This is a genomic window from Acinetobacter sp. CIP 64.7 (assembly GCF_000369745.1).
Lineage (GTDB): Bacteria > Pseudomonadota > Gammaproteobacteria > Pseudomonadales > Moraxellaceae > Acinetobacter > Acinetobacter fasciculus.
In genome coordinates, this window is sequence record NZ_KB850179.1 from 861817 (window position 1) to 886626 (window position 24810).

Genomic DNA, 24810 nt, shown 5'->3' on the forward strand with positions numbered 1-24810 from the left:
CACCAGAAAGAATAAAGCCCCAATACAGGGGCTTTGGATTAAACAGTTGCTGGAGTAAGAGTCACACCAGTTGAGCGCTGCAAAGTGAATTGATAACCAACAATAGAATCCGCTTCAAAGGTTGGTACTGCTGGAGTTAATGCGCCCTTAAATGACCAGAATGAGCGACCAGTTGGTAGAGTCACCTTCTTTGTAGCTACTGTTGGCGGAGCCACTGAATCACTTGCACCAATATAAAATTCAAGTTCAGTGCGATTTTCTGCCCATTGAATAAGTTTTAGGTGTGAGCTGTTTTTAGGGTCGAGTCGAATTGAAAGTGAACCCTCCCCCGGATCAGATAGCCCGGGCACATAGGATTTGAATTTCTTTTCTTCAAGACAGGTTGTTTCAATTTTTGAAGTACTGTCACTCCCTAAGTCGATACCGGTTACACAGACAAGTTGCGTAATGTCGGTACCATCAAAAGCAAAGACGTTTGTCCCTTGCGTGCGTAATTCTGCCATTTGCGAGTGCTCCTCAATTTTAGGCATAAAAAAAGCCACCGAGTGGTGGCATTGGTTTGAAATTAAATTGGTTATTCAAATAGGCATGGCTGCATAAGTCGTTCGACTTCAGTAATTGCAGTCATTAATAAATCTCTTTTCTTGCGATAGCTTCCTAAAACACTACCCGCAAGGCTTGCATCTGATTTTTCTAGCTGTAACTGTAGTGATAGCTTGTTGTGAATATTATTGTATGTCTGGTCTTGTGAGCGAATGAACTCACGTGTTTCAAAGAATGCCTTCACCAGAGCCTTCTTAAATTCAATTACTCTCGGACTGTTACGTAAAAGAGTCATTAAAAAAGTTGCTTGCTGTTCATTCAAAGCTACATAGCGAACATCACCACCACCATGCTGACCTTCTAATCTTGCTCGCGTTTTAAATGCGACCAAGCCAAACTCCTGAAAATCAGGGAGATATGTTCTGACCATTTGCATCACGTTTTTATGTTGCAACCCCAAACCCAATGCAATTTGCAGTGTAGTTGTCATTGGTTCGCCATTTTCTACATTAACGATTTCAATCGGTTTTAACATCGCATTCATAGGTAACTCCTTTGAGTTGTGTTGGCCTGAATGCAGAATGCAAATAAAACACTCAGGCATAAAAAAACACCCGGTTGGGTGCTATGTGGAAATTTCCATTTAAACTAAATCAAAATCTTTACCAATCATCACTTCTTGCGAGCCAATAAAGAGCCTTGATTTTTCAATGTAACTATAAATCTTCGCAGATCTGTCTATTCGGTCTAAAAACCAATTCGCATCAAAGCCGCGACCGAAAATATTAGTGTCGGCAATGCGCTCAAAATGGCTTGGGTGAATATTGGTAACGTAGCAATGTGGCTCTAAAGCCATTCTGATTGCTGCCCGAATATCCGATGCTCTTTTCTGCTCGGTGTCATAAACCACAATCTGGAATGACACATGATCAGTATTCGCTGGGCAATCTAAATGATTTTCAGGATTGGCCGTGACTACCGACCAGACCGCATAGGGATATGGCGTTTTGTGTGGCGCTACATCTTCAAATACTCTTAAAGGATTGGTGCCAAGCAATTCTCTCACATCAATACTGGCATTGAGCACCGGAACTACAGGTAAAATGTTCATAATTTTGCGAGTTCCTTGTCAATTTCTTTATTGAAGTTTTCAGCAAAGCTATTGGTTACGGCTTGGATATTGTTTTGCAGTGCTGGTCGCATAAATGGAGTTGGTGGATTATGCACACTGCCTAGCTCTACCCAACGCCAATGTCTGGTGTCACCACCACTTGTTTTAGGTGGATTAGGATTGGAGAATGACGCACCGCCACGCACACCGACACGCATGATTACCTCGTTAGGATTTCGAGTTTTACCCGCTGCAATCGCAATATTTTTCCAGATCTTTTCGCTTGTTTGCGGATCATCAATATTTTTTGCCCCAGCCCGAGCCGCATCACGTACAATCGCCATGGCTTTACGCATGGAGCGTCTTGCAGCATTCTTCATCAAGCGGGGATTGCCAAGTCTTTTAAGCTTTCCCTGAACTTCATCCAAGCCTTCAATATTGAATTCTACTGACATGGCTTACTCCACTAGCGACAACTCCAGTGTCATATAAATCCGACCATTTTCATTGTCTGGTTTAGGTGGCGACACGATCTGGAAAGTCTGACCATCGAATAAAACACGCATACTTGAGTCGATATCATCACGCTTGCGCAGTTTTAGCCGTGCTGTGGTTTCTGATCCGGCAGCTTTGGCATTTAGAGAATCTTTAACAGAAAGGAATTCTAATTTAGACCAGAGCTTCTTATATTCAGTCCAAGCTTCGGTTTCATAGTTGTATTCATCATAGGTCGTGGTTTTATGCTGAATCGTTACACGGTGGCATAGTTCGCCGGCACGTTGGGCCATATATCACCTCAAATCGCTGTAGGCTTACGATATGGATAAAGCAGGCTTTGTACCGGCATCGGCAGGAAGTTGCCATTTACCGGCATTTCCTGCTCAGCATTGCGGTACTGGTCCCAATATCCACACAGTAACAAAATTGCCTGATGAATTGCCTTGGGATAATCAGGCTCAAACTCATCAGTGATGTAATTCAACACCACCGAATCTGCTGCATCCAAATAACCCTGAAGCATCAAGTCATTTGAATCGTCGTCATATCGAAGATGAAGCTTAAGTGTCTCTAAATCTACAATACTCATTCTTCACCCCATTTCTTTTGCGCCAATTTGAAGTTTTCATGGCTAAATTCGCCTGAATGATCTTTTTCACAGTGCCACAATGAGCCCTTATGCGTCACAAACTGGCCTGATTTATACTGATTTTCAGTCTTAAAAATGCCTTGATATTGGCTTTTTTGATCTGAATTTTCAGTATCTTGCGGTGTATTTGGTGCAGATTTTCCAAAAGGATCTTCTTTCTGGTCACGCTTAGACAGCGCTTCAAGCGAGAAGTTCTGCTGCTGCATGTAAACCGTGTCACCGCCTTCCAGTGGGCCTAAACCAAGTTTTTGACGCGCCTCATTTGGTGTCATGATTGCTGCACCAACACCTTCTTTTAGTCGCTGCATCTGAGACACTGAATCCATGCGGATCAATGTATCCAGATCAAGAAAGGCTTCTAAATTGGATTCTTTTAGACCAAGACTTTCATCAAGCAGGTTTTCACGCGCTTCTATCAGACTTTGCAAGCAATCCGAATAATAGATTTCATTTAGATCTGAAACTTTTTGCCCTGCTGGAATGGTGCCAATACCTAACTTAAATTGCGGTACATGGAAAACAGCACAAATGACTTCATTCGTCATTCGCATCTGCTCAATCAACTGAGAATCTGCAGCCGAAACGGTAATGGCTTCAAACTTCATGTTGTCACCAACTACCGCTGTGCAACCAGCATTGGCGCCACTATAGTTCTCATTCCATTGCTTTTTGATCGCTGCTGCTTTGTCTGGATCAATGGGACCAGGAGCAATCAAGATTCCACCTGGTCGGCTATTGTTTCTAAAGTGCTGGCGCTGGCTTTTCTGAATCTCCAGTCCATGTCCTGCTGCTACCGCACATGCTGTAATCGGCGATAAGCCCACAAGTGGATGGTAAAAACAGTTAATGCGGTCATGAATGATTTCAGATGCTGGCACCACTTCATGAGAAATCTGATTGAGTCGATCATCATTGAGTTGATAAAAAACATCACCAGCATCACTGATCAATGGCTTTGTTAAGTCGGGATTTAAAACTTTTAAGCCAACAACTTTGCCTGAGAAGATATCCCGGACCTTCATCACATAGGTATTACCGCGAAGCAATAATGATGTGGTCCATTGTTCACTGAATTGCTGCCATGTTTGATAGTGGTTTGGCTTATTTAGAACACTGAAACGCTCTGGAATCTCCTGATCAATCCAGACACCCTGCTGCTTCTTTTTTAGCAGAATCGGCATCTTGCCAATATCTTGAGAAATCAATGAAACACAACTAAATACTGCATGATGTGCTGCAAGATCTTCCCGAGTCAGTTCATCATTCTTTTGCCAAGCACCAGAATAAGGCTCATGTACAAATAAAGAAGTCCACCCTTGGTTTGAATGGACTCCTTGGAGGGATTTCTTTTTACCAAATAAATTTCCGAAAAAGCCCATTCTTTACATCCTATTCTTTGGTTTTATCTTCTTTTTTGCTCTTGGTGATGCTTTTTTCGGTTCTGTATAGACCTCTGCAATACCAATTTTGAGCAATACATTTGCCTGAAAATCAGGAATCTCTTTCACATCCCCAATATTGGAATCATGGGTCATCTTTAAATATTTAATCTTCATAGACTGTTCCTATAGCTAAACAATTGTGATGCTTAGATATAAAAACAGCCCCGATTAAGGAGCTGTTTTTTGGTGACTTTAATTAGCCGCCAGTTGGTGTGTAGTCCAGGAATGCTGCAGCAATCGGACGACGTTTCGCCCAAGTGATGAACTTCTCAACACGTACCGCAAATTTGTTTTCTTGCCATAAGTGATGAGTCGTACCACCATCAACCAGAGTTGCTTGATCAGAGTAAGACACATCCACACCACCATCCTGAGCAAGCAGGATTTCAGAAGTTTTCACAAGAATGATCTTGTCGCCGACTGTTTGTGATGTGATTACTGGAATACCCATCAATGTACGAGTACCGCGAAGTGCCATGCCCTGGAAGTAGGTATTTCCTAGCGCATCACGAAGCAAGCTAATTTGTGCAGCGCGTGTTTCCGACATTACGAAGTATGAGCCATCCAGTGAAAGGTTGGCCGTCACAAAGCTATTCACCAGGGCCAGTAAATCAGCTTCATAATTTGCTGCTGTAGTGCCTGTATTTGGAGTGGCTGTTACCCCATTTAAAACACCCGCAGGACGAACCGCAGTAGCAGCACCAGCATCAAGGAACGTGTTATCGATTAAAGTTTTTGATGCTTCAATTAAGTCATCACGAACCAAAATATCTACGGCTGGGTCTGAGCGTCGCATTAATTCCTGTGTGTAGACAGTGATCGCAGCAAGCTTGTGCTCTTTGATTTCCACTTCACCATATGTTGGGTTTGTTAATGGCTTTGGAGCGCCTTCACCCACCCATTGCGCTTGACCGCCGGTCAATTGACTTGGGATTTTTGAGTTGAACGGTACATTACGGAAACCTGTAAGTTGGTCAAATACAGTTGCAGCACGAAGCATGTCAACAAATTCACCAACTAAGCGGTTTTCAGTGACCAGTGATGCTGCAAAGCCTGCATCGGTAGTGGTACCCAAGGTTGCCTTTGTCACAAGGTCTTGAACTTCATCGCCAAAGCCAAGCTGTTTCGCCATGTCCACCGGTGCAATGTAGTGACCTTTTTTAGCCTCAAGAGCAGCTGCAAGTTTTGCACGCGCATATTGAGCAAAGCCGATACCCGGCTCTAAAGTTTTTACAATTTCAATTTTTGGCTCAGGCTCTTGACCCGGTGTAGGAGCCGGCTCTTGAAGACCCTTCTTTTCAGCTTCTTCAACAGCTTTGATTTGCTTTTTAGTGCGCTCAATATTTACTTCGAGCGCTGCGATATCTTTTTCAATCGCCTGAATTTCTGCTTCAGTTGCTTCATCAGGCGTACTGCCCTCACCCGCTGACTTTGATAACGCTGTTTGCATTGCTTGGTTTTTTTCAGCCAATGCTTTAAGCAGCTTTGCTAAATACTCTTTCATAGTTTCACTCCACCCTTTGTTGGGCTATTAAGTTTTACGACAACGTGTTTTTGTTCAGATGAATCGCCACCTGGAACGTCTTGAGGTTTTTCGCCCAACGCGGCTTTGTGTTCCTCAAATGCTTTTGAAAATTCTGTTTCTGATTCACGGTTACAAGGAATGGTCACCAACGAAAGCTCATACCACTCCCATGAGTTGAACTGGATGCCACCACCTTTGATCATTTCCGCTTCATCCCAATTCGGGATAAATCCAACTGATAGGCCTTTGACCAGACCGTATTTCAATGACTGATATGCCTCATCCACACGGTCTTTCAAGACACCCGGTTCTTCGATTTCAGGGATATGGATTTCGACTTCAATGCCATTAGCTGTGACTTTTGCGCTTGTCACCTGACCAATTGCTTTTGTTGGGTCATGGTGAAATAACAAAGGCATAGGCACTTCAAAATTTGCACCTTTAGGCACCATCACATCTTTGGCACGGTCTTGATTTGGTGTGCTTGCGATACCAGTAAAGGTTCGCTTTTCTTCATCAAGGCTCTTAATTTGGACTGAGCCAAACGTTTTATGTAGAGCAGACATAAGGCTCTCCCAATAAAAAAGCCCGCGTAATGCGAGCTTTGGAAAATGAATAAATTAAACGAAGTAGATGTTGTATGTTGCTTGTTTTGTTTCTTCAAAATTAGAAACACCACACGCCATCGCTAGAGCAACCATGGGGTCAATCCTATTTGTGGCTTTGGATTTATCCAGCTTTCGACCACCAGCCGGGTCTTTGACTACCACAGCATTTGCGGCTGCCATGTTTAGCGCAGGGTTATTATTGTGAACGATTCGAGCGTTTAGGAGTTGCGCCTCCAATGTATCCAAGGCTGGGGACATATCTTTAAATCCTTGACCAAATGCCACAAGCGGCAATTCCAGCCCTAGCTTGTCACACTCTTTTTTAAATACATCTATCCGCCATCGGTCAAACGCGATTGCATGCAGAATTTTTACATCTGATGCAATTTCACCAATGTGCTTTGCTACATATTCGTAATCCACAGTAGCGCCAGGAGTTGTAAATAAATACCCTTGTTTCACCCATAAATCATAAGGAACCCGGTCACGCTTAGCTCGATCAACCAAACCTATCTCTGGTGTCCAGACGGTAGGATATGTGTAGTATTTCTCACCCTTTCTACCTAAAAAAACACAAGCAGTTAAGTCGGTGCGAGCTGACAAATCCAGCCCAGCCCAAACTTCATCACACTCATAAATTGGTGGCAGTTCACCAAGGCAAGTATCCCAAGTCTGTTTGGCAATAAATGGTGAAACAGTGGAAACGCGCTGATTTAAGTTTAGGTTTCGGAAAGTGTTTTCAGCGCTTGGCATTCGACTGGCCTTTTCTGCTAATTTTTGCATATCAGGCTCCGATCTAAACTTGCCCAGCGCTGGATTAGATAACTTCCAAGATTCCTTATCCAGAATGTCGCTTTCCATTGGCGTTGTATACAGGTGACATACTGTCTTTGGATCTTCACCTTTTAGCGCGTCATCAATCCAGATACTCAACAGGTCTGCATCGGTGGCGGCTTGTGTACTAATCACCATCAGTAGCGGTGCTTCATGTGCACCCTGTGCTGTCACCACAGCATCAACAAATTCGTCTTGCGGTCCTTTTACCTGTCCCGTCTCATCAAGAATTGCCAGAATAGGTGATAGGCCGTGTGTTGTTTTGCCTTCAGCAGATAACGCCCTAAACTCTACGTTTTTTGCCAAGCCAACTAATGTTTTTGTTGATGGGATGATATGTACCAGATCTTGCAACGCTTCATTCAAGTTAATCATCTTCACGGCTAACTTAAAAACAATCGCCGCCTGATCTCTAGAGAGCGCACCACTTACAATCTGACTGTTTTGCTGCGCCTCTGGCCCTATTAAATGCGCCAACAGGATGCCTGCAATCAATGCAGTTTTACCATTCTTACGCGCAATACTTAAAATCGCTGTATGTGTGCCATGCGGATTGTCATAAACATCTAGGATGAATTTCTTCTGAAAATCCTCAAGGACAATTGGCTGTCCAACGTGTGCACCCTCTGGTGCTTTGCAGTATCTCTCGATAAAAGCAATTACCCGCTCACCGCGTGTCATATTTCACCTATAAGACGATAGGCATTAAAAAACCGCCTTGATGGCGGTCTGATTTATGCGATTAATTGTGTTTTAGCTTGGTCGAGCCAGTAAATCATCAGCCTCTTTGGTTTTCTCAGCGGTCTTTCTACCTTTGGCTGCTGCGGAATTTTTCCCTCTTTGCTTGTCTGATTCGCCAACCGTTGCCACCGCATGCACTTGGATATGTTTTGACAGTGCGATTGATCTGCGACTAAGTGTTTCCAGCAATGAATGCTTAGGGTTTAGGACAACCGTTCCCCGATCATTGGTTAGCGTGTCACCTTCTTCCAGAATCTCTTGCTGAATGCGTTCAATATCTGCCTGACATCTTGCCAAATTTGCTGCATGTTGTAGGTCAACTGTGTTCCAGCTATCCTTTACGCGCGCGCGCACGAGAGCATACCAAAACGGCATATCAATATCTCGAAGCTGAACGTGTTCTGGTGGCGCAATATCCTGATCATCTACTAATTGCGTTTTGATATGTGTGCTGTCTGACCGCTTTCTTCCTGCCATGTGTTCTAGCCCTTAAAATCCCAATAGAATTAAAAAGATGGTACAGGGGCGGTCTTTAACTGAAACGATATTTTTCAAGCAGATACCCGCCCCATGTCTTTGATTCTATTCTATTTATTCCAATGATGATCAGGATTGAGTGGAAAGCCAGACTCATCACAACCAACAACAATGTTTTGCTTTTCCTGTCTCTGGATTGTTGAATCATGATGTAATTTGCAAACCGCCTGCCAATTACTCTTGTCCCAAAACAAAGACTGATCACCTTTATGTGGAACAATGTGATTGACCACGGTTGCAACCACAATCTTATTTTGTTCCTCACACATAACACACAAAGGATGTGACTTTAGATATGACTCTCTGGCCTTACGCCATCTTGAATTATATCCACGTTCACTTGAGGTTCGCTTGTCGCTTCGCCATGATGGTGTGCCACTCATACTACTCACCCATCCAAATACTGTGACTTAGGTTGCTCATCCTCATCACCATCCATTTGAATTAGTAGCTCATTGATCTGAGCATTCTGTTCATTGTTGATCTGGATGAGTTGGTTGTTTTGCTGAATCAGCTGGTTGTTCTGCTCGAGTAGCTTTAGGAGTAAGTCGTTCGATACACAACCGCATTCTTTCTCTTGATCGTTCATATTGTTCTTTCATCCATTTACGTCGTGCTTCACAGCCTTGGCATATCATTGGCTCATCTCCCACGCATACATCAGATCTTCAGGCGTATGTAGATAGCACCCATGTTTATTGCAGAACACATGTATGTCATTCAAGTACTCAGTGAACTGATCCACCGTTGCATCTGTGGTGCTGATCAATTCATTCAATCCATCTGCCACAGCCTGGTATTGCGGGTGTCTCTGATCTTTTAAAACCTTAACCGCTGCAAACGTCTTCTTGTATTGACCAACCTCATCACGATCATAGATACGCGCTAAGAATTGCTTCTTGAAATACAGATGCTCTGTATCTTTATCTGTGCCTTGACGCTTAGACCATTGAGACATCCACATCCAGTACAAGCGGTTCTGTGCTGTCGATCTATCATCCTGCTTCTGATCAATCACCACCCTTAACGGCTTACCCTCATTAATCGCCTGATTGTAATTGGTATGCATGAAGTTAATGGCTTTGGTGATGTCGACATGACTCTGGATAGGAAACACGGCTTTTTGCATTTCCTATCTCCATTCCTATTTAAAAACTGGTTGGTTGAGCTACAGCACGAACCAGATACATTAGACCAGTCTGAAAGTCTGTCTTAGCCATGGCGGCAAATCGCTCTGGAGTAGCTGCCTCCAGTCGCTCCCACTCTTCCCCGTTTACCAATGCTTGACCCGCATCACATTTACAGTTGTATCGCTGTGTTGATATGTGTTTTTGCACTTTCTCAATTACAGCTTGAACCTGTGGGCCAATCGCCTTGATCTCATTCATAAGATCAATTTCAGCTTGGGATAAGTCACGGTAGCCTTTGATTTTTTGATGTTGGTTTTCCATTTCCTTCTCCTGAAACTTCGTACGATAATATTTTCAATTACTTAGCTTAGGCATAACACTGATATCTAAAGCAGCACCACTACCAACTATAATTAACCAAGCCAATCGACCATGAGGCTTGATCTCTGCATCTTGCTTGTATATCCCTGTACCAAACTCTTGACCAGTTAGTAAGTTGCAGCGATCAGCTATTAATTTTATTAATTCTTCCGGTTCAATTGCTTGGTCTGTCCACGGAATAGCGACTAAATCAAAATCAAGATTCATGGTGCCATGGACTGTTAGTGCATAGCCGTTATTTCTGGCGATGTCGCATAGCCCGCAATACATTGATGCAAATACTGGTGAAAACGTAGCTTGATTCATCAAAACACCTCTCTATCTTCCATCACCAACATCCGATTCACTCTCACCAACCACTGATCAAACATTGCTTCACTCTCTGCCCGATTACCCAATTGAAAGGTATCGAACTGGAAATGACAGGAATGGCACAGGCAAACGGTTTTGCTGTCATCGGCCTTGATTCCCCTGCCTTTGCCGTCACGGCTTGAATTTGAATGAGCTGCCTGACTATGTGGATTACCGCACCGAATGCATGACAGCTTTCTGATTGCTGCGAGTCTTTTGGGGTTGCGCTTCATAGAGATTGATTCTGATGTTTCTTGCCCGCTCTCGGTGGCGTTTAAGCTTTTCATCAATATCCACCATCTCTTTAGCAGTCATCATGCTGCGTGAAAGGCTGAGTAAAATATCAATCTGGTCGCAATGTTCTTTTAATTCCCTTTGTGCAGATACTATGTCCATATTCACCGACCTTGACGCTTATATTTACGTCTCTTTGCCTGACTTACACGGTTAGGCTTTGATTTATGTTTTGCTGGTTGAGTCAAACGCATAGCCCGCGATAATGCACCCAAACTATCGGTAGCTCGATGCATCCCATCACCAACCACCATCATCCCCATGGATGCTAAAGCCATTCCTAAACTCATTCGACTCATTCGCATATTCACCACCAATAAGAAAAGAAAAACCCCTCAACATCTAGAATGCGAGGGGCTTTGTTTGCCGTAATACGTTCGGCTAATTCGTGTAATTGTCTCGACGCTTTCCACACTTACGACATTCGATCTGGATAAAAATATCTGACTCATAATCATAGTGATGAAAGCAGAATAATCGTTTTAGAAATTGGAGCATTTGATTCTCCTTTTTAATTGTTTTCGAGAGACAAACTATTTTGCTTCTCGTTTTTAGAATCTGGCACGCCATGTAGGATTCGAACCCACAACCATTGGTATAGAAAACCCATGCTCTTTCCAGTTGAGCTAATGGCGCAGGGAGGCGGTATTAATTTAAAAACCACTAGAAATTAATAAAACCGCCATAATGCAAAAAGCCCACCTTTCGATGAGCTTTAATCGCTAGTGTACCCGACTACTCAAGCGCACTATACCTGAAATATGCCATATCGTGGCATGCCAGTCAAATACTATTCGATTCTTAATCGCTTATCGTGTCCAGCCAGGTAAAACTTACCTGCATAAATCATATTTCGCAGAACATTCCGACCCAATTTGAATTCTTCCTCCATTCTACGGTCAGACAATCCGCGCACATTGCGCTCTACAAATAATTGAACCGCACGCTTACCGGACTCACAAACCGAACTCGACTTATTGAAATCAACAATCAACTTCCGCACCTGCTCAGCCTCAAAATCATTAATCTGGCAAATGACCTGATCCTTGCGCGGTGCCACCCCTTTGTTATTTTCAAGAATCAGCCAGTAAATCTGATTTACCCCAAGTGAGTCTGGCTCATTACCCGACTTCATACGAGAAATCTGGATGTATGCCCCATACTGCTTAAGCCAATCTTCAATACTAAAACGATCCCAATTCATCACTTCTGCCTTAACCACCGCATTCATCCCTATTCCCTCTTAAACCCTAATTACTTCTAATGCCTGTTCCACACTCTCAACCACATAAACACGGCCTTGCCATGTCTGATGCCATACCACTTGGTCTGGTGTGAGTTTTCTATCTGATTTAGGTTTTGCCCCATCCTTCACTTCAATCAAGAAATTTAATCCCCGAATACCTACCAGTAGATCTGGACAACCTTTGCCAGTTGAAGCAAGTGATTGAACACTTGCCCCAACCTGACGTAACGCTTTAACAATTTCAGCCTGATTTGCATCAACCTTTGCGGCTCTACGCATTGTCACCTCGCAGCACCTCTAAAATCCTAACTGCTAATCCTGACCCTGATGACCTGTGCCAGTCCTTGCACTCAGCTTCTACATCATCAATCCGCTTCTGCTGGTCCTCAACCTCCTTCTTCTTCTCGATATAACAAGCCTCCATGTTGTTGAGCTGGGCTTTCAAACTCTCAATCTGCTTCTCATACTTTCGCAAATCAGCGTCTTGAATCTTGATGACTTCGGTGTGCTCGTCGATGATGGCTTGTTGGTGGTTCCATGCTTCTTCTGAAATCCTGCCCTCTTGGCCAAGAAAATAAGTAACTCGGCCATTTTTATTTAAGGATTTAAACCACTTTTCAAAATCACTCATGCTCAATCACCTTCGTATTTGGGCTAATGTGGTTCTTGATATCACTACAATGGTCAGTTTCCTCATCCGACCACCGCTTTACATTCACATCAAAAGGCTCTGTTTTCCGTTCTGAGCAATAGGTACAGATCAACTGGCGCTCAACACTCTCAACTGTGGAAATATTTTCCCAATCATGGTCACATTCCTTTAATTCTGTTTTCTCGATTAAGTTCACGCCCATTCCATGCACTCCTTGCAGTCACAACCGCTTCTGAATTTTGTAATAGTTCCATGCTGTGCCAGTTTCAAAATTTCTTTCTTCACCTCAACTGGTGATGCCTTCCGAGTTGGTTTCTTAGGCCTTATGTTTGGCACCACAACCTCGATTGAACTCTTGCGCCCAAGGAAAGGTATTTTTCTTAATACTGCTGCTTTCAGTGGGTGATCCGTGTTGTTATCAAAACTCGCCAAAACCTCTCTGACAGTCAGTGGCTCGTAATGTGGTCGACCCAATGATTCAGCAATTTCAATCAGTGCTGTTCTGATTTGCTCTTTGGTGTCTAACATGGCGCACCCCCGAATAGCTGTTTGGCTTTGGGTGTGAGGAAATAGCGATATTCGTCATTACCACCCCCAACAAATCCAATAAGACCGACTTGCACCAAGGTTTTTAAGTAGCGCTGTACCGATCTAATCGTCATGTATGGCAGCGCTTGATCTTTGATTTCCTTGGTTGTGGCGATTGGTGTGTTTTTAATAACAAGTAAAACGTCAATGCCACGATTTAATGAGGCTGCCTTGTTGTGCTGATACTTTCTTTCGTTCATGCTGCACCTCTCGCATCCAAACGAGCACCGATACGATCAGCCTCACGCTTAAATTCTTCCAGCATGTCGCTTAGCCCAAACTGATTGCCACGACTCACAAGCTCTTTGATGAAGTCATCACGGACCTCTTGCATTTCTTCATCGTGATTGCATTGATGTTCTTCACACTCATGCGTTTCGCATTCAAGGCATTCAAATTCATACCCTTGCTCTTGCATTTCCTCTGCTATAGCGCTCAGGTTGGATGGTGAGGCTGAGGCAATAAACGCAAGTACATCTTCAATTGTTGTATTCATGCCGCCACCTGCTTAACTTTTGCCTTAAGAGCAGCACGCTGATTACTAATCGCCTTAGCTTCCTTGCAAAACTCGCAGCGGCATTTGTGTTTGTTGTATGCGTAAACAGTGCCGTGATTAATCACTGGTGCATATGCAAGACCTTCCAGTTCTTCGCACCAATCCATTGTTTTTTGATCTCGAATATTTTTCATTTCACATCTCCAATACGGCACATGAATACGATGTTCATTCCACCCCATGACGGGCGATTAAAATTTTTAAGTTCTTTTCTCAAAGACGATTCAATGCTTGCTCTGGTTTCAGTTTTGTATGGCATTGGGCTTTTGAAGATGCGTCTTGCATCTTGATAGGCCTCTACGGTTACTGTTCGCGCTTGACGGTCAATTGCCGTCACTTGGACTTCGACACTCACACCCCACCCCCTGCGCTTTCCTTAAAACCTTTAATTTTCCGCTTGGCTTCCTCTAGGTACTTTTTAAGCTCATCACCTTGAAGTGGCTTGCCAAGCACTGGTGCAGGCCCATGACCCCAATCACCAAGATCAACTACCATCTTTTTCTCAATAGCGACCGGTTTAACCCAGATTGCTTGCTGTTGCCCTTGTTCGGCATATTCCTTAACTACGTCCACATAGTTATCTTTAAACGCCTCATACGCTAAATAAGAGGCTCTATCAGCGTTCTTTGCCCACTGGATCTCAGCAAACATTTCATAACAGCGGTCATACGCTTCTTTTTCGGCATTTGTGATTGCATGGTTGTTATCACCAAGCCATTTCACGATATTGCCCAGTGCTGCATGCTTCCCTTTGAATGAATCGACAAAACGCTGTTGCTCAGTACCGAAACCTGTAATCCCAAGACACCATTTGCGGAACATGGCTGGATCTGGACAAAAGCCGTTATCACGAACCATGCGAAGGCCAAGATCAATCTCCTCTCTGGAAAGCCCTTCAATGCAGATTTTCATTGCATGGCTGATTGCTTCAATCGGCATACCTTCAAATGTTTTTTCAAAAGAGCGCGGTGCAATTGCTTTGAAGATTCCAACCAGTTGACCTGTCTTGATTGGCTGAACCGCAGTTTGTTGATTAGTAACCATAGCTGTCATTGCCCTGCTCCTCTTTTGCGATCAACTGTTGGATTTCATCCCAGCGAGATGGTTTTGGGTTTTGTTGTCCAGGTGTAAATTGCTGCTTTGGTGCAAACAAACCTTGATAGTTGCCAGTGATTGAAGTTTTCAAAGACTCATTGCTGCCATCAAATCCCCATTTCTGGAAATCCTTGTAAATCGCATTTAGGGCATTTTTGGTCAGCTTGGTTTTTGCTGTTTGAGAGCGACTAGAAACGTATTGTTCCCAAAGAGAGAAATCACAGAGAAGTGAAAATCTTTCTGAAGTTAATTTGATCACTTCGTCATAAGATAATTTGCGAGCCTTGTCTTTGCGTTCAGCTTCGGCTTTTGCTTTTTGCTGTTTTACAAAGAAAGGGAAATTATAAAAGTTAGCCTCCAAAGGTTTTTTAGAGCGAAGCGACTTAATTAATAGTTCTATAGATAGAGTTCTATAAGTTAGTTCTATTGTGTCTTTACTAGGTAAAGTGCTTATCGCTTTACTAGGTAAAGTACTGCCCTTTACTAAGGGAAGCGCTTTACTAGGTAAAGTGGTACTTTCTTTAGTGAAGTGCTCGACCAGTGAAACCTCATTAATCTGGTACTCATTACCCTTGCGGCTGTTCTCACTAACAATGGAAATCACGCCCAACTTGAGAAGCTCTTTAAGGCCATTACTAACAGTTTTGGTGCTTAATTTTTTAGAGCCTTCGAGCTTTCCGCCTTGCAACTGTGAATAGCTCACATGGTCGGTTATCTTGTCCTTAAAGCCGTTAATACGATCCTCAAGTTCTGCATAGACATTTTTTGCTGCATCACTTAAAAAAGGCCGCACCTCATATCGGTATAACCGACTGGACATGACATAGCCTTTTTCAAACTTGTCAGCCATTTTTTTACCTTTGGAGAATTGGACAATATTGTCCTCATGTTTTTTTAGGGCTGTCATGCTGCTACCCCCTGCTCCAACCACTTCGCAATGCGAGTAATTAATTTTTGAGTAAGTTTTACCTGTGTGAATACCTTTTCACCCGACTCAAATAAGCGAGGTGCAGAGGTCACAACATGAATAAGCTTTTGATCAACAGATTTTTGATAAGCCTGAATTTTTCCGTGCTGGTCGCGGTATACCACCTTGTGGTCAATTAGGTATTGAACCAACTGGTTTTGACCAACCTTGAGAACCTTTGCAGATTCGCGGATGCCAAGTACATTGGTGCAGTCAGCAATGCGATCTAGACCTTTGGCTTTTGGTTCCAGTACTGCTACTTTTTGAGTAAGCTCAATATTAAGTTTGGCTTGTACTTCGATTGCTTGAAGCAGGTGTGCTGGGTTGGTGATGTCGAAACTATTTTTAGCCTTAAGTGCCTCTTCCATCGCGGTCATGCGGTCAAACACTTGAGCTTGTAGCTCATAGCTATATGACATAGCCATCAAGCAGGCTTCGCGTTTTGGGAAGTGGTAGCAAGGTCGCTCTGATTTGTCTTTGGCTATATAGGTGCCCCGAAAATTTGGGGCAGCATTCTCACCTAAAACCTTCGGTACTTTTGCCATAAAGTGGTCATGGCGAAGTTGCACTGGATTGCTTTCGTTTTTAGCGCGGTATTCGTTAATAAAGTCAACAATCTCAAGTGATGACATTGTTACTTCGTTTATGTTAAAATTTCCTTGTGTTAACATGTTCATAGTTTAAGTCTCCGATGATTTGAACACCGAAAAAGCCTGAGTTCTAACCTCAGGCTTTTTCTCGTTGTAGAGCTGATAAATACTTTGCACACTCGCCTTTCATGGCCTTTCGCAAAGATTGAATTTTCTGTTCAATTTCTTCCAGAATGCGATCTGTCTCATCCATTTCAGCAGGTGTCACCACACCATCTTCCAGAGCAGATAAAACCTGCTTGTTTGCTGCACCATTGCCAACATTCATGCCAAGAAGCGATTCAAGAACACCTAGTTCATGATCCTTGCCTTGAGCTTGATCTACTGGAACCAATACAAAACCTAATTTGTGTGCCCATACTTTTAATGGGGCTGGGTTTTGCGTATAGGTCAGCATTGCTTCAAATGCTTTCAGGCTCGGCAAATGGTTTTCCATGTTTGGATTGGCATAGTTCAAAATCGTGTTATGAGACACACCAACAAGATCAGCTATCTCTTTTGGAGTAATGCCGTTCGACTGGTGCACCATCTTGTGCAATGCAGTTTTGGTCTCTTTCGATATATCCATGTGAACACCTTGTTTACTTTCACGTTTATTAAAAACGCTAAGTTGTTGATAATTGGTTTAAGCAATTAAGGCTTCTAAATTTGCCTTTAACTTGCCTTTACTTTGAATCTGGAGAATTGCTTGGGTTGAAGCTGGAATTCCATATGAGCGCCATTTACTAATTGCTCCGCGAGTTTTTTTTAAAATTCGCGCTAGGTCTGCATCAGTTTCAGCTTTGTAATGCTCCTTTACGTCATCGACAGTCATAATGTTTACCTTGATAAACTTTTAGTTTCCCTAAGTAAACCATAAGTTTCTTTTTAGGTCAATAATAGTGTTTACCATTGGAAACAATAGTTATGGGTATTTTTGCAATGAGCAGCGTTTCTGAACGTATCTTGATGAGAATGAAGGAGCTTAACCTTCAGCAAGTTGATCTGATTGAGGCTACAGGCCTTAGTAAAGGCACGGTCTCCAAATGGATCTCGGGTGTGAATGTCCCTAGTGGAAAAAGCATCACATCTCTTGCAAAAGCCCTAAAAACATCACCTGAATGGATTTTGGATGGTGAGGGTCTTAAGAATCTTGGTGGCCCTGCAAAAGAAGAAGACGATAAAGGCTTTAATAACGTCAGATTTAACGGAAAAAAACTTACAAGGATTCCAGTGTTGGATTTTGTTCAGGCAGGATTGTGGCGAGAAGTCGCATATGATGGCGGTGAGCCAAAGGGATATACCCTCACCACATATGAGAATAAAGACCCAAGCACTATTTTTAGTGTGACAGTCGAAGGTATGAGCATGTATCCAGACTTTCAGCCAGGTGATGATATTGTGATTGATGCGTCAATCGTTCCTCAGCCTGGTGATTATGTGGTAGCTCAAAATGGTGATTATGAAGTTACTTTCAAAAAATACAGGGTTGTGGGCTTTGATGAGCATGGCCGTGAAGTGTTTGAATTAGTTCCGTTAAATCCAGACTTCCCTATTCATAACTCACAAAAGCATCCTATTTCAATTATTGGTGTGGTTGTGCAGCATCACAGGGAATTTAGAAAATAATAAAAGCCGCTATATGCGGCTTGGATATTCAGGACGACTAATCCTGAATTGCGGGCTAGTAATCCGCTAAAGGTGATTTTGTGACGTGAACACTCTGGGAGTGAGGCGAGGCCTAATGTCATAAATGAGCTGAAACGCCCCTCCGGTGTGGCCACACCTTCAGGGCAAGCGCCCGGCATGGCGCTATATAAATACACGCACCAATATAAATATTGGTGGGCGCCCGCCAGTGAATTACAAGGTACATGCCATGTTTTCATTGACGTTGCGGACCAAGAAGGGCTTGAGAGTATCAGTAAAGATAAATCTTTATGCGGTACTCGCATTCCTGACTTGGTTTGCATAAACCCGAGGGGGTGTGATAAGCACCCCCTCACCTATATTTAAAATACATAAAATTAAATCAAAAAACAAATGCCGCATACCCGAGCGGCTCTTGGATCGGGTGGAGAAAATAGTGAAGTTTAGAGATGATATGCCTGAAAAGTATAAGTCTAAGATTATTAATGTTGGGTATCTTGGTGAAAGCCCTGAGCACAAATGTCGCCTTGAAATAGACTTTGAAAATGGCATGAAATTGACGATTTATGATGTTTCAGAGCAAGTTTACCGAGAAATGAATTCTTGCGAGTATGGATGGGAATATTATTTCGCCAAAAGTATTTACCCAAACTACAACAACCAAATAGAGATGATTAAGAACTAGAATTGAGCCATGCTAGAGCATCTTTTAGTTGTTTAATTTCCTCATCTGGATTTATTCGACCCACTTTTTGATAGTTTTCAGACCACTCTAAAATAAAGGATTTGAGTTTCACTGACTCAAGTTTTGATATTGCTGATTCAATGGCTGAGATAGCCTTGCTCTTATCCATAACAAACTCCAAACAACCCACCCCAGCGGTGGGTTTTCTTTTGTCTATTAAAGCATAAAAGTTTCCATAAAGAATAAAAAGTTTCTTTTAATAAACTTTTCTCTTGACTATAAAGTTTCCTTTGGTAAACTAAATCTCACAAACAAAGAAAAGCCCCAGCGTAGCCTACGACAACTACCTGGAGCGTGACCCACATACTACCTGTGAGTGAGATAAGTATGACAACTAAATCCAATATTCTCAAGTCTGCATTCATTGCAGTATCTATCAGCGCGGGGATAGCAGTAGCTTACGCTTTCCAGCCTGCCAAAGTCGCTGATGATAATCCTCAAGTGGTTATCACCGCTCAAAAATATGAAGTGCTTAAACGTACTTGCCATGAAACCTGTGTCGCTACTGTCAAAGCTAATGATTACAGCATCTATGTCGAGTATGCGTTAGATGATGCCTCAGTCGAGTTCTTGGACATTCTAAATGTGGTGCATTTTGACAAGACGATTAATGCCTATGTTGATCGTTATGAGATTGAAAAGATTAATGCTGCGATTGTAGGGGGTGTGAAGTGAGTAACCCAAGAGATAGACGCAATAAAACGGTTCTGGAAGAAGCGTTAGGTCTAGAGCCAGAGCGTGTAATTGAAATGCCGAGAAGTAATGTTACTGAGGTAAACACTTCTCCGGAATTCGATTTAACACCAAATATCTCCCGTCGATCGTCTAGAAAGAACCCATGGAACCCGGCAAGGAATGTTATGCCTGAGAAAAGCTATTACGACCTTCAAGAGGTGTTGGATTGCTTTGCCTCTCGACACGGTTTTGATTTTGGCTCCATCGAAGGTGACAAGGTGGTGATCTATAAGGAGCGAAAAAAATGAACACTTACGCTCAATTCTGTGGATGTGGTGCGGCAATTTCACTTAACCAAGTCTTACTGGAGTAATTCTCAATTTATTTAATCTTAAGGGAGCAAATATGAATCTCGACTCGCCTGATCAAATCTTTAGCGCTTTAAGTGATGGTCGGGATGTTTATTGGTGTGAGGAAGGATCAGATGATTGGACACCCTTAAATCAGAAAGCACAGATTAGCTTTTCTGATTTATATACAGGTTTTCTCAAGTTTATGGCTTTGGATTTACCTGTTATCAAGATGCCAATCCCTGTAATGGATACTCGTTATTTTTCAGATTTCATTCGTAATGAGCAAGGTTTGGAAATCTATCGAGTAGGAAACAATCCATGCCGTTTTTACGCCCTTAAGGTTAAGGGAAATACTTTTATATCTGACTACTTCCGAAATATCGATATTTACCATATTGAGTCAAATGGAAGTCTAAAAAAAGTTGATAAGGCTCTGGCACCCAAATGGCTAACTGAAAATTTGGAACGAACCAGAACGGCAAACAGAAGACGAGTGCGTAACTCTGCTCTAGAAAAAGTGGGTTTCTTTGGGTCTCGGGAATATGAAGACTTCCAAAAATCCAAAAAGTATTCACCTAAATAAATGGAATCAATATGAAGTTCCTAAAAGTTGAAAACAAAATTTTGAATGTTGAGCAAATTAAAACTGTTACTGAGAACAGTGTAACGGTTGGATATATGAATGATGGCGACCTGCCCTTTGGCGATCCAGTTAAGGAGACTCGCGGTATTCAAGTTCAAATGATCGATAGTGCTGAGTTTGAGCATTTTGTCTTTGAAAGCGAAACCATTGAATCATTTTATGAAAAATTGGTGGCAGCATGAAAATTAAAGAAGGTGGCGGGATGGAAAAGAATAAATTGTGGTGCGTAGGCATCTGTCCTGAAGATGATAGTCCTCATGAGCAGTCACCTGCTGCATCAAAAGAAATTGCTGAACGTGCTTTGGCTCGCTACAGAGCTATGACTAAAGCTGAAGGCAATGAATTCATGATCGAATCATTTGATGAATACTTTCAGGTTCAAGAATGGGAAGGCACAGCTGAAGAACATCAGGAACAAATGTTTTATACGGAAGATTGGTTTAAAGAGCCGATGTATCAGTGCTTTGACCTGCCAACAGCATGCAAAGTTTTTGAATATGGTGAGATTGTTAAATGCTACAAAAAAGGCTCATCACCACTTACCACATCAAATTTTGAAGAAGCCAAGCGCTTCTATGAGGTGGCGTGATGGATATTCAGAATATTGATTTAAGACGTGGTGATTTTGAAGCCATGCACCCAAAAGCAAAACTTTTTGGCTTTGATGAAGATAAAAAGCTATACACCGGAGATGGTGTTGAGAGCATTAACTACCAGTGGACTACTTGGTGCGCGTGCATTGGTATGTTGCACTTGGAGATGGAGCCAGCCAATGACTGAAATTCAACAAAAAAATATTGCCGTAGCAACGTACATCATTGACGAGCTGCACAAAGATAAGCCTTTCAATTTGGTTCTAGACCGACAACAAGCTGATGTTTTCTTTTTGGCAGCAGAAGGATATCAGGGTGATTTGCGACTATCCATATCTCACAAATCTGGAATCACTAATATTCTAGTTGATAACAGTAATGCTGATGCAATTGATCACATGCTTTCGATCTTTATCACGAAGCATGACCGGTTTGGAGTGGTTCAAAGTTTAAAGGAGGTATCTTAAATGGGAATTTTTCAAATCACTGTGCAAGGTGAAGCACCTCAATTATTCGTAGGCTCTGAAGTTGGCGGTGCAAAGATCGTATCGATCAAGGATGTAAGCCCAAAACTGGTATCAGCTGCTGAACTGGCTCAATACTACGGTATAAGTGTAGATGCTGTTCGTGATCGCTGTGCAGAGATCAACAAAGGTACGCGCGGTAAATGCCTTTACGATCCAGAGCAAGCAAATTTGATTTTGACTGCAAAGCCTGTGGCCAAACGTGGGCGTGCGAGGAAAAATTGATATTAATAACTAAGCCCCATTGGGGCTTTAATTTTATTCGCTACTATCCTTATCTGAACTTCTATCATACGGCCCTGCCTTAAGGGCATCTAAATGAATGCAGGTGTAATAACCGATCTGACACTCATTATTTACTTTAATTTTGTGATTGAGATATATTCCACTACAAATAGAAAGTAAGCCAAAACTACCTAGAATCCACCATTTAACAGCACTTCTATATTCAGTATGCTCTCTTAGGGAGCTGATCCATGTAATAAGTATAATTAAAATACTAATGAAGCCAATCATTAAGAAACTAATGACAAATACCATCATTGGCAGGTCATGCTCTGACTCAAGTAATTTTACAGTAGCGTTTGTGAGATTAATGCCTCCAAACACCGTGATAATAATAGATGCAAAAATACCCAAAATAGTCACATAGTTGACCATCATGTTTTCAGAAGCTTTTTTGGTTTCTTCAATTTGGACATTAGCTTCATTAGCAAGTCTCTGAGCGTTACTTGCCACATCTTCTGCTCTTTGAGCAGATCTCTTTGCACTCTCTAGAGTTTCATTAGCTTTACCAGATATATTTGAAGCTTTGTTAGCAACCTCTGCAGCAACTTCTGCTGTTTTTAAGGCATCATTAGCAACTCTTTGAATGTAATTTTTTTGGGTTACCGCAAGCGAGATATTTCGTCTAAATTTTCTAAAACATTTTTTAATTTCTTCAGTCTCGTTTTCTAGTTTTAATTCAATTGCCTGCATTAATATTTCTAAATCATCAACTCTAATTTTTGTCTTATAATTAAAGATAAAATCAGAAATATCATGATATGGAACCGGATGTCCTTGTAGGCATTTATAAAAATGTAAAACCCCTACAAACACTTTGATTAGGTCTTCAATGTGAGCTTCATCGGCAGGGGTTTCAATAATATTTTTTAAAAAACGTCTAAGAAGTTCGGTTCCATTGATCATTTAGCTTATTTCTCTTCCTCATTAGAGAACCAAGCTATAAGCTCATCATCAGAGTAAATTAATCCACGTTCTCCTTTTAGGATCTGTGGCTCAAATTTCTTCCATGGGTCTTCTCGATGAGTTTTTTCTACAAGCTCAAAAGGATTTATATCAATTAATTCCTCAACTTTCTTTCTAATAATATCCTTCATATTTGAATCAAGTTCGATATCATCAGATGAAAAAGGAATTTCCTCAAAATATAATCCATCTTCATTGTCATCAAAAACGTAACTAGAAGAAGGCCCATCAATATGATGCACACCATAAGTTTTAAAATTATGATAAACAGAGCTTACAACTGGACCAAATTTCCATTTTTCGATAGGCGTATCAAATAACTTAACCCCTTGTTTTAAGCATTCAACATATACGTAATAGAGTATCTTTTGTAGCTTAATAGGAGTCAGGCTGCTTTTACGACCAGGGATTTGATTTGCATAAGTAATAATTAAATTTGCTATATCAAGAGCAGTATATTTTTTGTTATTCATAATCCACCTCACATAACACACTTAAATCAACAGAACTTAGAGAAAGTAAACTAAGACTTAACATTGTCGAAAATCAGTGATGGTGTTCATTTTTAAATTCCATATTTCAAAGACAGCAAAAGGTAAGAGCTGTTCTTACCTTTCCGTTCACTTATTTAATAGCATATACCGCAAATAAGCAATACTGTGAAACATAAATGTTCCACACTTCTATCTATTATTACGCATCCATCATATCAGCAATATCTTCCACATCCGGGTTGTAGTAAGTATTCACCAACACCTTAATATTTTTATGCCCTGTCACTTTGGCCAGAACTTCTACCGGTAATTTCTGGTTATTCACAAACCGAGTGATTGCTTCATGGCGTGTATCATGAAAATGAATATCAGCTAATCCTACTTTTTCCTTACGGCGTTCCCACATTAATCGGAAAGCATTCTCAGACTGAGGAATCAACTTATCCCCCTCATGATCGATCAAATCTAATAGAGCCAAGGCCTTTTTAGTCAATGGCACATTACGGGAATCGCCATTTTTAGTTTTAGGCAAATGGACATGGCGATCATAAATTTCTGACATGGTAATACCGAGAATTTCACCACGGCGCATTGCTGTTTCCAATGCAAATAGAAAGGCCCATGCAACATAGTGCTCTGGTAGTGTCGGTGTCTGCCCTTCACGATAATTCAACCCCTCTAAAATGAGCTGAATTTCTTCATCACGAATACGGCGATTACGCGCTTTAGGCTTAGCCGGCTTTTTAATGCCCATCCATGGATTAGTTTCTAACAAGAAAAGCTCTTTGACTGCATAGCTAAACACTGACGAGTACAGCGCAATCTCTCGAAGCACGGTATTTGCTCCAACCTGTTTTAAGCGTTTATTACGCCAGGCGGTTAAATGCTTTGGTGTGATGTCATGAATCGACATATCTGCCAGGGCACCAAACTTTTCATCAAACGGCGCTAATTGTTCTTTGACGTATTTGGATCCGCGAAGCTTTCGCCCATGCTCATCATAATATTTATGAAAAAGTGTTTTGAATGGGTAGTGCTGTTTTACGCCCAGATCTTCAGAAAGTTTATTTGCCTTTGCCTCAAGCATCTTTTGCGCAGCCCATTGCTCGCATTCTTTTACGGTGTCTCTGGTTGCTGAATATGTTGTTCCAGCAATCATTATTTTAATTCTGTAGCTTTCACCGCGCTTGACCGCTTTAGGCATTTTCATGATCTATAACTCTATATTCTTGGTCTAATCTTGGTCTAAATTTAACTGCATTATCGGCAAAAAGTAACGATTTTACGGATAGTGCTGTTAAGGGTAGACTTTATTCAAGACAACAAAAAAGGGTTTTAAGCTATTGTTTTCGCTTAAAACCCTTATAACATAACGTTTAGAATCTTGGTAGGTATAAGCAGACTCGAACTGCTGACCTCTACGATGTCAACGTAGCGCTCTAACCAACTGAGCTATACACCTAGAATGCTTGGCATATTATAAATTTTTCCGACCGAAAACAAGC

General features: G+C 41.9%; 47 protein-coding genes, 2 tRNA genes and 1 pseudogene. 10 read left to right on the forward strand and 40 right to left on the reverse strand.

Annotation, left to right across the window (positions count from 1 at the left end):
* Positions 1-38 precede the first annotated feature (38 nt).
* The 35 genes and pseudogenes from F890_RS10580 to F890_RS10740 all read right to left on the reverse strand — a co-directional run bounded on the left by F890_RS10580 (position 39) and on the right by F890_RS10740 (position 17212).
* On the reverse strand, positions 39-503 hold the full coding sequence (locus F890_RS10580) for a phage tail tube protein (RefSeq protein WP_005266862.1): 465 nt from the start codon (positions 501-503) through the stop codon (positions 39-41).
* A 71-nt stretch (positions 504-574) separates the two neighbouring features.
* A complete protein-coding gene (locus F890_RS10585; protein ID WP_005266863.1) occupies positions 575-1087 on the reverse strand; it encodes a Rha family transcriptional regulator in 513 nt (170 codons plus the stop codon).
* 198 nt (positions 1088-1285) lie between these two features.
* A pseudogene (locus tag F890_RS10590) lies at positions 1286-1654 on the reverse strand (DUF3168 domain-containing protein); the annotation flags it as partial.
* Positions 1651-2109 carry an HK97-gp10 family putative phage morphogenesis protein gene (locus tag F890_RS10595; RefSeq protein WP_005266865.1) on the reverse strand — a complete coding sequence of 153 codons (459 nt, stop codon included), beginning with the start codon at positions 2107-2109 and terminating at the stop codon, positions 1651-1653. The pseudogene F890_RS10590 and the gene F890_RS10595, both read right to left, overlap by 4 nt.
* 3 nt (positions 2110-2112) lie before the next feature.
* The gene (locus F890_RS10600) at positions 2113-2442 is read right to left on the reverse strand and encodes a phage head closure protein (protein WP_005266866.1); all 330 of its coding nucleotides are present in this window, start codon (positions 2440-2442) and stop codon (positions 2113-2115) included.
* An 8-nt stretch (positions 2443-2450) separates the two neighbouring features.
* Positions 2451-2741 (reverse strand): head-tail connector protein, encoded by a 291-nt coding sequence (locus F890_RS10605; protein WP_005266867.1) that lies wholly within the window; start codon positions 2739-2741, stop codon positions 2451-2453.
* Positions 2738-4180, reverse strand: a complete 1443-nt coding sequence (locus F890_RS10610; protein ID WP_005266868.1) for a phage portal protein — start codon at positions 4178-4180, stop codon at positions 2738-2740. Before F890_RS10610 ends, F890_RS10605 begins: the two co-directional genes overlap by 4 nt.
* Positions 4181-4183: 3 nt before the next feature.
* A complete protein-coding gene (locus F890_RS18805) occupies positions 4184-4357 on the reverse strand; it encodes a hypothetical protein (RefSeq protein WP_005266869.1) in 174 nt (57 codons plus the stop codon).
* Between the two features lie 82 nt (positions 4358-4439).
* Positions 4440-5747 (reverse strand): phage major capsid protein, encoded by a 1308-nt coding sequence (locus F890_RS10615; protein ID WP_005266870.1) that lies wholly within the window; start codon positions 5745-5747, stop codon positions 4440-4442.
* Positions 5744-6334: an HK97 family phage prohead protease gene (locus F890_RS10620; protein WP_005266871.1), complete on the reverse strand. Its 591-nt coding sequence runs from the start codon at positions 6332-6334 to the stop codon at positions 5744-5746. The genes F890_RS10615 and F890_RS10620 overlap by 4 nt, the downstream gene beginning before the upstream one ends.
* A gap of 54 nt (positions 6335-6388) precedes the next feature.
* Complete coding sequence (locus F890_RS10625; RefSeq protein ID WP_005266872.1) at positions 6389-7891, reverse strand: terminase large subunit; 1503 nt, start codon at positions 7889-7891, stop codon at positions 6389-6391.
* A 72-nt stretch (positions 7892-7963) separates the two neighbouring features.
* Entirely contained in the window at positions 7964-8428 is a 465-nt protein-coding gene (locus F890_RS10630) for a hypothetical protein (RefSeq protein WP_005266874.1), read from the reverse strand.
* A gap of 110 nt (positions 8429-8538) precedes the next feature.
* Positions 8539-8871, reverse strand: coding sequence for an HNH endonuclease signature motif containing protein (locus tag F890_RS10635; protein ID WP_005266875.1), 333 nt, complete (start codon positions 8869-8871; stop codon positions 8539-8541).
* Positions 8872-8876: 5 nt separating this feature from the next.
* Positions 8877-9077, reverse strand: a complete 201-nt coding sequence (locus F890_RS10640; RefSeq protein WP_005266877.1) for a hypothetical protein — start codon at positions 9075-9077, stop codon at positions 8877-8879.
* A gap of 45 nt (positions 9078-9122) precedes the next feature.
* Positions 9123-9617, reverse strand: coding sequence for a NinB/YbcN family protein (locus tag F890_RS10645; protein ID WP_005266879.1), 495 nt, complete (start codon positions 9615-9617; stop codon positions 9123-9125).
* Positions 9618-9636: 19 nt separating this feature from the next.
* Positions 9637-9939 (reverse strand): Acb2/Tad1 domain-containing protein, encoded by a 303-nt coding sequence (locus F890_RS10650; RefSeq protein ID WP_005266881.1) that lies wholly within the window; start codon positions 9937-9939, stop codon positions 9637-9639.
* Between the two features lie 33 nt (positions 9940-9972).
* Positions 9973-10305: a hypothetical protein gene (locus F890_RS10655; protein WP_005266883.1), complete on the reverse strand. Its 333-nt coding sequence runs from the start codon at positions 10303-10305 to the stop codon at positions 9973-9975.
* Positions 10305-10583, reverse strand: coding sequence for a hypothetical protein (locus F890_RS19095; protein WP_034619042.1), 279 nt, complete (start codon positions 10581-10583; stop codon positions 10305-10307). Before F890_RS19095 ends, F890_RS10655 begins: the two co-directional genes overlap by 1 nt.
* On the reverse strand, positions 10522-10746 hold the full coding sequence (locus F890_RS10665; RefSeq protein WP_005266885.1) for a hypothetical protein: 225 nt from the start codon (positions 10744-10746) through the stop codon (positions 10522-10524). The genes F890_RS19095 and F890_RS10665 overlap by 62 nt, the downstream gene beginning before the upstream one ends.
* A 2-nt stretch (positions 10747-10748) precedes the next feature.
* Positions 10749-10934, reverse strand: coding sequence for a hypothetical protein (locus F890_RS18585; RefSeq protein ID WP_130908671.1), 186 nt, complete (start codon positions 10932-10934; stop codon positions 10749-10751).
* A 269-nt stretch (positions 10935-11203) separates the two neighbouring features.
* Positions 11204-11280 (reverse strand) — tRNA-Arg (locus F890_RS10670).
* Between the two features lie 154 nt (positions 11281-11434).
* Positions 11435-11875, reverse strand: a complete 441-nt coding sequence (locus F890_RS10675; RefSeq protein ID WP_005266887.1) for a hypothetical protein — start codon at positions 11873-11875, stop codon at positions 11435-11437.
* Between the two features lie 12 nt (positions 11876-11887).
* On the reverse strand, positions 11888-12169 hold the full coding sequence (locus tag F890_RS10680; RefSeq protein WP_005266889.1) for a PDDEXK family nuclease: 282 nt from the start codon (positions 12167-12169) through the stop codon (positions 11888-11890).
* Positions 12162-12521 (reverse strand): hypothetical protein, encoded by a 360-nt coding sequence (locus tag F890_RS10685; protein ID WP_005266891.1) that lies wholly within the window; start codon positions 12519-12521, stop codon positions 12162-12164. The genes F890_RS10680 and F890_RS10685 overlap by 8 nt, the downstream gene beginning before the upstream one ends.
* Positions 12514-12738 carry a hypothetical protein gene (locus F890_RS10690; protein ID WP_026056596.1) on the reverse strand — a complete coding sequence of 75 codons (225 nt, stop codon included), beginning with the start codon at positions 12736-12738 and terminating at the stop codon, positions 12514-12516. Before F890_RS10690 ends, F890_RS10685 begins: the two co-directional genes overlap by 8 nt.
* Entirely contained in the window at positions 12735-13070 is a 336-nt protein-coding gene (locus F890_RS10695) for a hypothetical protein (RefSeq protein WP_017397994.1), read from the reverse strand. Before F890_RS10695 ends, F890_RS10690 begins: the two co-directional genes overlap by 4 nt.
* Complete coding sequence (locus F890_RS10700) at positions 13064-13330, reverse strand: IclR family transcriptional regulator (protein WP_005266895.1); 267 nt, start codon at positions 13328-13330, stop codon at positions 13064-13066. The genes F890_RS10695 and F890_RS10700 overlap by 7 nt, the downstream gene beginning before the upstream one ends.
* Complete coding sequence (locus F890_RS10705; protein ID WP_005266897.1) at positions 13327-13626, reverse strand: hypothetical protein; 300 nt, start codon at positions 13624-13626, stop codon at positions 13327-13329. The genes F890_RS10700 and F890_RS10705 overlap by 4 nt, the downstream gene beginning before the upstream one ends.
* Positions 13623-13820, reverse strand: a complete 198-nt coding sequence (locus tag F890_RS10710) for a hypothetical protein (protein WP_005266900.1) — start codon at positions 13818-13820, stop codon at positions 13623-13625. Before F890_RS10710 ends, F890_RS10705 begins: the two co-directional genes overlap by 4 nt.
* A complete protein-coding gene (locus F890_RS10715) occupies positions 13817-14041 on the reverse strand; it encodes a hypothetical protein (protein WP_017397995.1) in 225 nt (74 codons plus the stop codon). Before F890_RS10715 ends, F890_RS10710 begins: the two co-directional genes overlap by 4 nt.
* Positions 14038-14739, reverse strand: coding sequence for a hypothetical protein (locus tag F890_RS10720; protein WP_005266902.1), 702 nt, complete (start codon positions 14737-14739; stop codon positions 14038-14040). Before F890_RS10720 ends, F890_RS10715 begins: the two co-directional genes overlap by 4 nt.
* On the reverse strand, positions 14720-15688 hold the full coding sequence (locus tag F890_RS10725; protein WP_005266903.1) for a hypothetical protein: 969 nt from the start codon (positions 15686-15688) through the stop codon (positions 14720-14722). Before F890_RS10725 ends, F890_RS10720 begins: the two co-directional genes overlap by 20 nt.
* Positions 15685-16425, reverse strand: a complete 741-nt coding sequence (locus tag F890_RS10730) for a phage antirepressor KilAC domain-containing protein (RefSeq protein WP_004731382.1) — start codon at positions 16423-16425, stop codon at positions 15685-15687. The genes F890_RS10725 and F890_RS10730 overlap by 4 nt, the downstream gene beginning before the upstream one ends.
* 49 nt (positions 16426-16474) lie before the next feature.
* Complete coding sequence (locus tag F890_RS10735) at positions 16475-16966, reverse strand: phage regulatory CII family protein (RefSeq protein WP_004731383.1); 492 nt, start codon at positions 16964-16966, stop codon at positions 16475-16477.
* A 57-nt stretch (positions 16967-17023) separates the two neighbouring features.
* Positions 17024-17212 carry a hypothetical protein gene (locus F890_RS10740; RefSeq protein WP_005266906.1) on the reverse strand — a complete coding sequence of 63 codons (189 nt, stop codon included), beginning with the start codon at positions 17210-17212 and terminating at the stop codon, positions 17024-17026.
* 92 nt (positions 17213-17304) lie between these two features.
* Between F890_RS10740 and F890_RS10745 the strand changes: the two genes are divergently transcribed.
* Together F890_RS10745 and F890_RS10750 are read left to right on the forward strand one after the other, a co-directional pair.
* Complete coding sequence (locus F890_RS10745) at positions 17305-18006, forward strand: LexA family protein (RefSeq protein WP_005266908.1); 702 nt, start codon at positions 17305-17307, stop codon at positions 18004-18006.
* A gap of 457 nt (positions 18007-18463) precedes the next feature.
* Entirely contained in the window at positions 18464-18712 is a 249-nt protein-coding gene (locus F890_RS10750; protein ID WP_155756781.1) for a hypothetical protein, read from the forward strand.
* Here F890_RS10750 and F890_RS10755 read toward each other — a convergent pair.
* A complete protein-coding gene (locus tag F890_RS10755; RefSeq protein WP_005266912.1) occupies positions 18702-18881 on the reverse strand; it encodes a hypothetical protein in 180 nt (59 codons plus the stop codon). The two genes, F890_RS10750 and F890_RS10755, sit on opposite strands and share 11 nt — an antisense overlap.
* 218 nt (positions 18882-19099) lie before the next feature.
* Between F890_RS10755 and F890_RS10760 the strand changes: the two genes are divergently transcribed.
* The 8 genes from F890_RS10760 to F890_RS10795 all read left to right on the forward strand — a co-directional run bounded on the left by F890_RS10760 (position 19100) and on the right by F890_RS10795 (position 21785).
* Positions 19100-19447: a hypothetical protein gene (locus F890_RS10760; protein ID WP_005266914.1), complete on the forward strand. Its 348-nt coding sequence runs from the start codon at positions 19100-19102 to the stop codon at positions 19445-19447.
* Entirely contained in the window at positions 19444-19755 is a 312-nt protein-coding gene (locus F890_RS10765) for a hypothetical protein (RefSeq protein ID WP_005266915.1), read from the forward strand. The genes F890_RS10760 and F890_RS10765 overlap by 4 nt, the downstream gene beginning before the upstream one ends.
* A gap of 97 nt (positions 19756-19852) precedes the next feature.
* Positions 19853-20383: a hypothetical protein gene (locus tag F890_RS10770; RefSeq protein WP_005266916.1), complete on the forward strand. Its 531-nt coding sequence runs from the start codon at positions 19853-19855 to the stop codon at positions 20381-20383.
* 11 nt (positions 20384-20394) lie between these two features.
* Positions 20395-20625, forward strand: a complete 231-nt coding sequence (locus tag F890_RS10775) for a hypothetical protein (RefSeq protein ID WP_005266917.1) — start codon at positions 20395-20397, stop codon at positions 20623-20625.
* A 20-nt stretch (positions 20626-20645) separates the two neighbouring features.
* A complete protein-coding gene (locus tag F890_RS10780; protein ID WP_026056598.1) occupies positions 20646-21032 on the forward strand; it encodes a hypothetical protein in 387 nt (128 codons plus the stop codon).
* On the forward strand, positions 21032-21223 hold the full coding sequence (locus F890_RS10785) for a hypothetical protein (protein ID WP_005266919.1): 192 nt from the start codon (positions 21032-21034) through the stop codon (positions 21221-21223). Before F890_RS10780 ends, F890_RS10785 begins: the two co-directional genes overlap by 1 nt.
* Positions 21216-21503 (forward strand): hypothetical protein, encoded by a 288-nt coding sequence (locus tag F890_RS10790; RefSeq protein WP_005266920.1) that lies wholly within the window; start codon positions 21216-21218, stop codon positions 21501-21503. Before F890_RS10785 ends, F890_RS10790 begins: the two co-directional genes overlap by 8 nt.
* Entirely contained in the window at positions 21504-21785 is a 282-nt protein-coding gene (locus F890_RS10795) for a hypothetical protein (RefSeq protein ID WP_005266921.1), read from the forward strand.
* A 33-nt stretch (positions 21786-21818) separates the two neighbouring features.
* On the opposite strand, the gene F890_RS10800 is transcribed toward F890_RS10795, so the two are convergent.
* From F890_RS10800 to F890_RS10815, 4 genes are all read right to left on the reverse strand, one after another.
* Entirely contained in the window at positions 21819-22751 is a 933-nt protein-coding gene (locus F890_RS10800; RefSeq protein WP_005266922.1) for a methyl-accepting chemotaxis protein, read from the reverse strand.
* Between the two features lie 5 nt (positions 22752-22756).
* Positions 22757-23284: a Panacea domain-containing protein gene (locus tag F890_RS10805; RefSeq protein WP_005266924.1), complete on the reverse strand. Its 528-nt coding sequence runs from the start codon at positions 23282-23284 to the stop codon at positions 22757-22759.
* Positions 23285-23504: 220 nt separating this feature from the next.
* Positions 23505-24515 (reverse strand): tyrosine-type recombinase/integrase, encoded by a 1011-nt coding sequence (locus F890_RS10810; protein ID WP_005266926.1) that lies wholly within the window; start codon positions 24513-24515, stop codon positions 23505-23507.
* A gap of 175 nt (positions 24516-24690) precedes the next feature.
* Positions 24691-24767 (reverse strand) — tRNA-Val (locus tag F890_RS10815).
* Positions 24768-24810 lie beyond the last annotated feature (43 nt).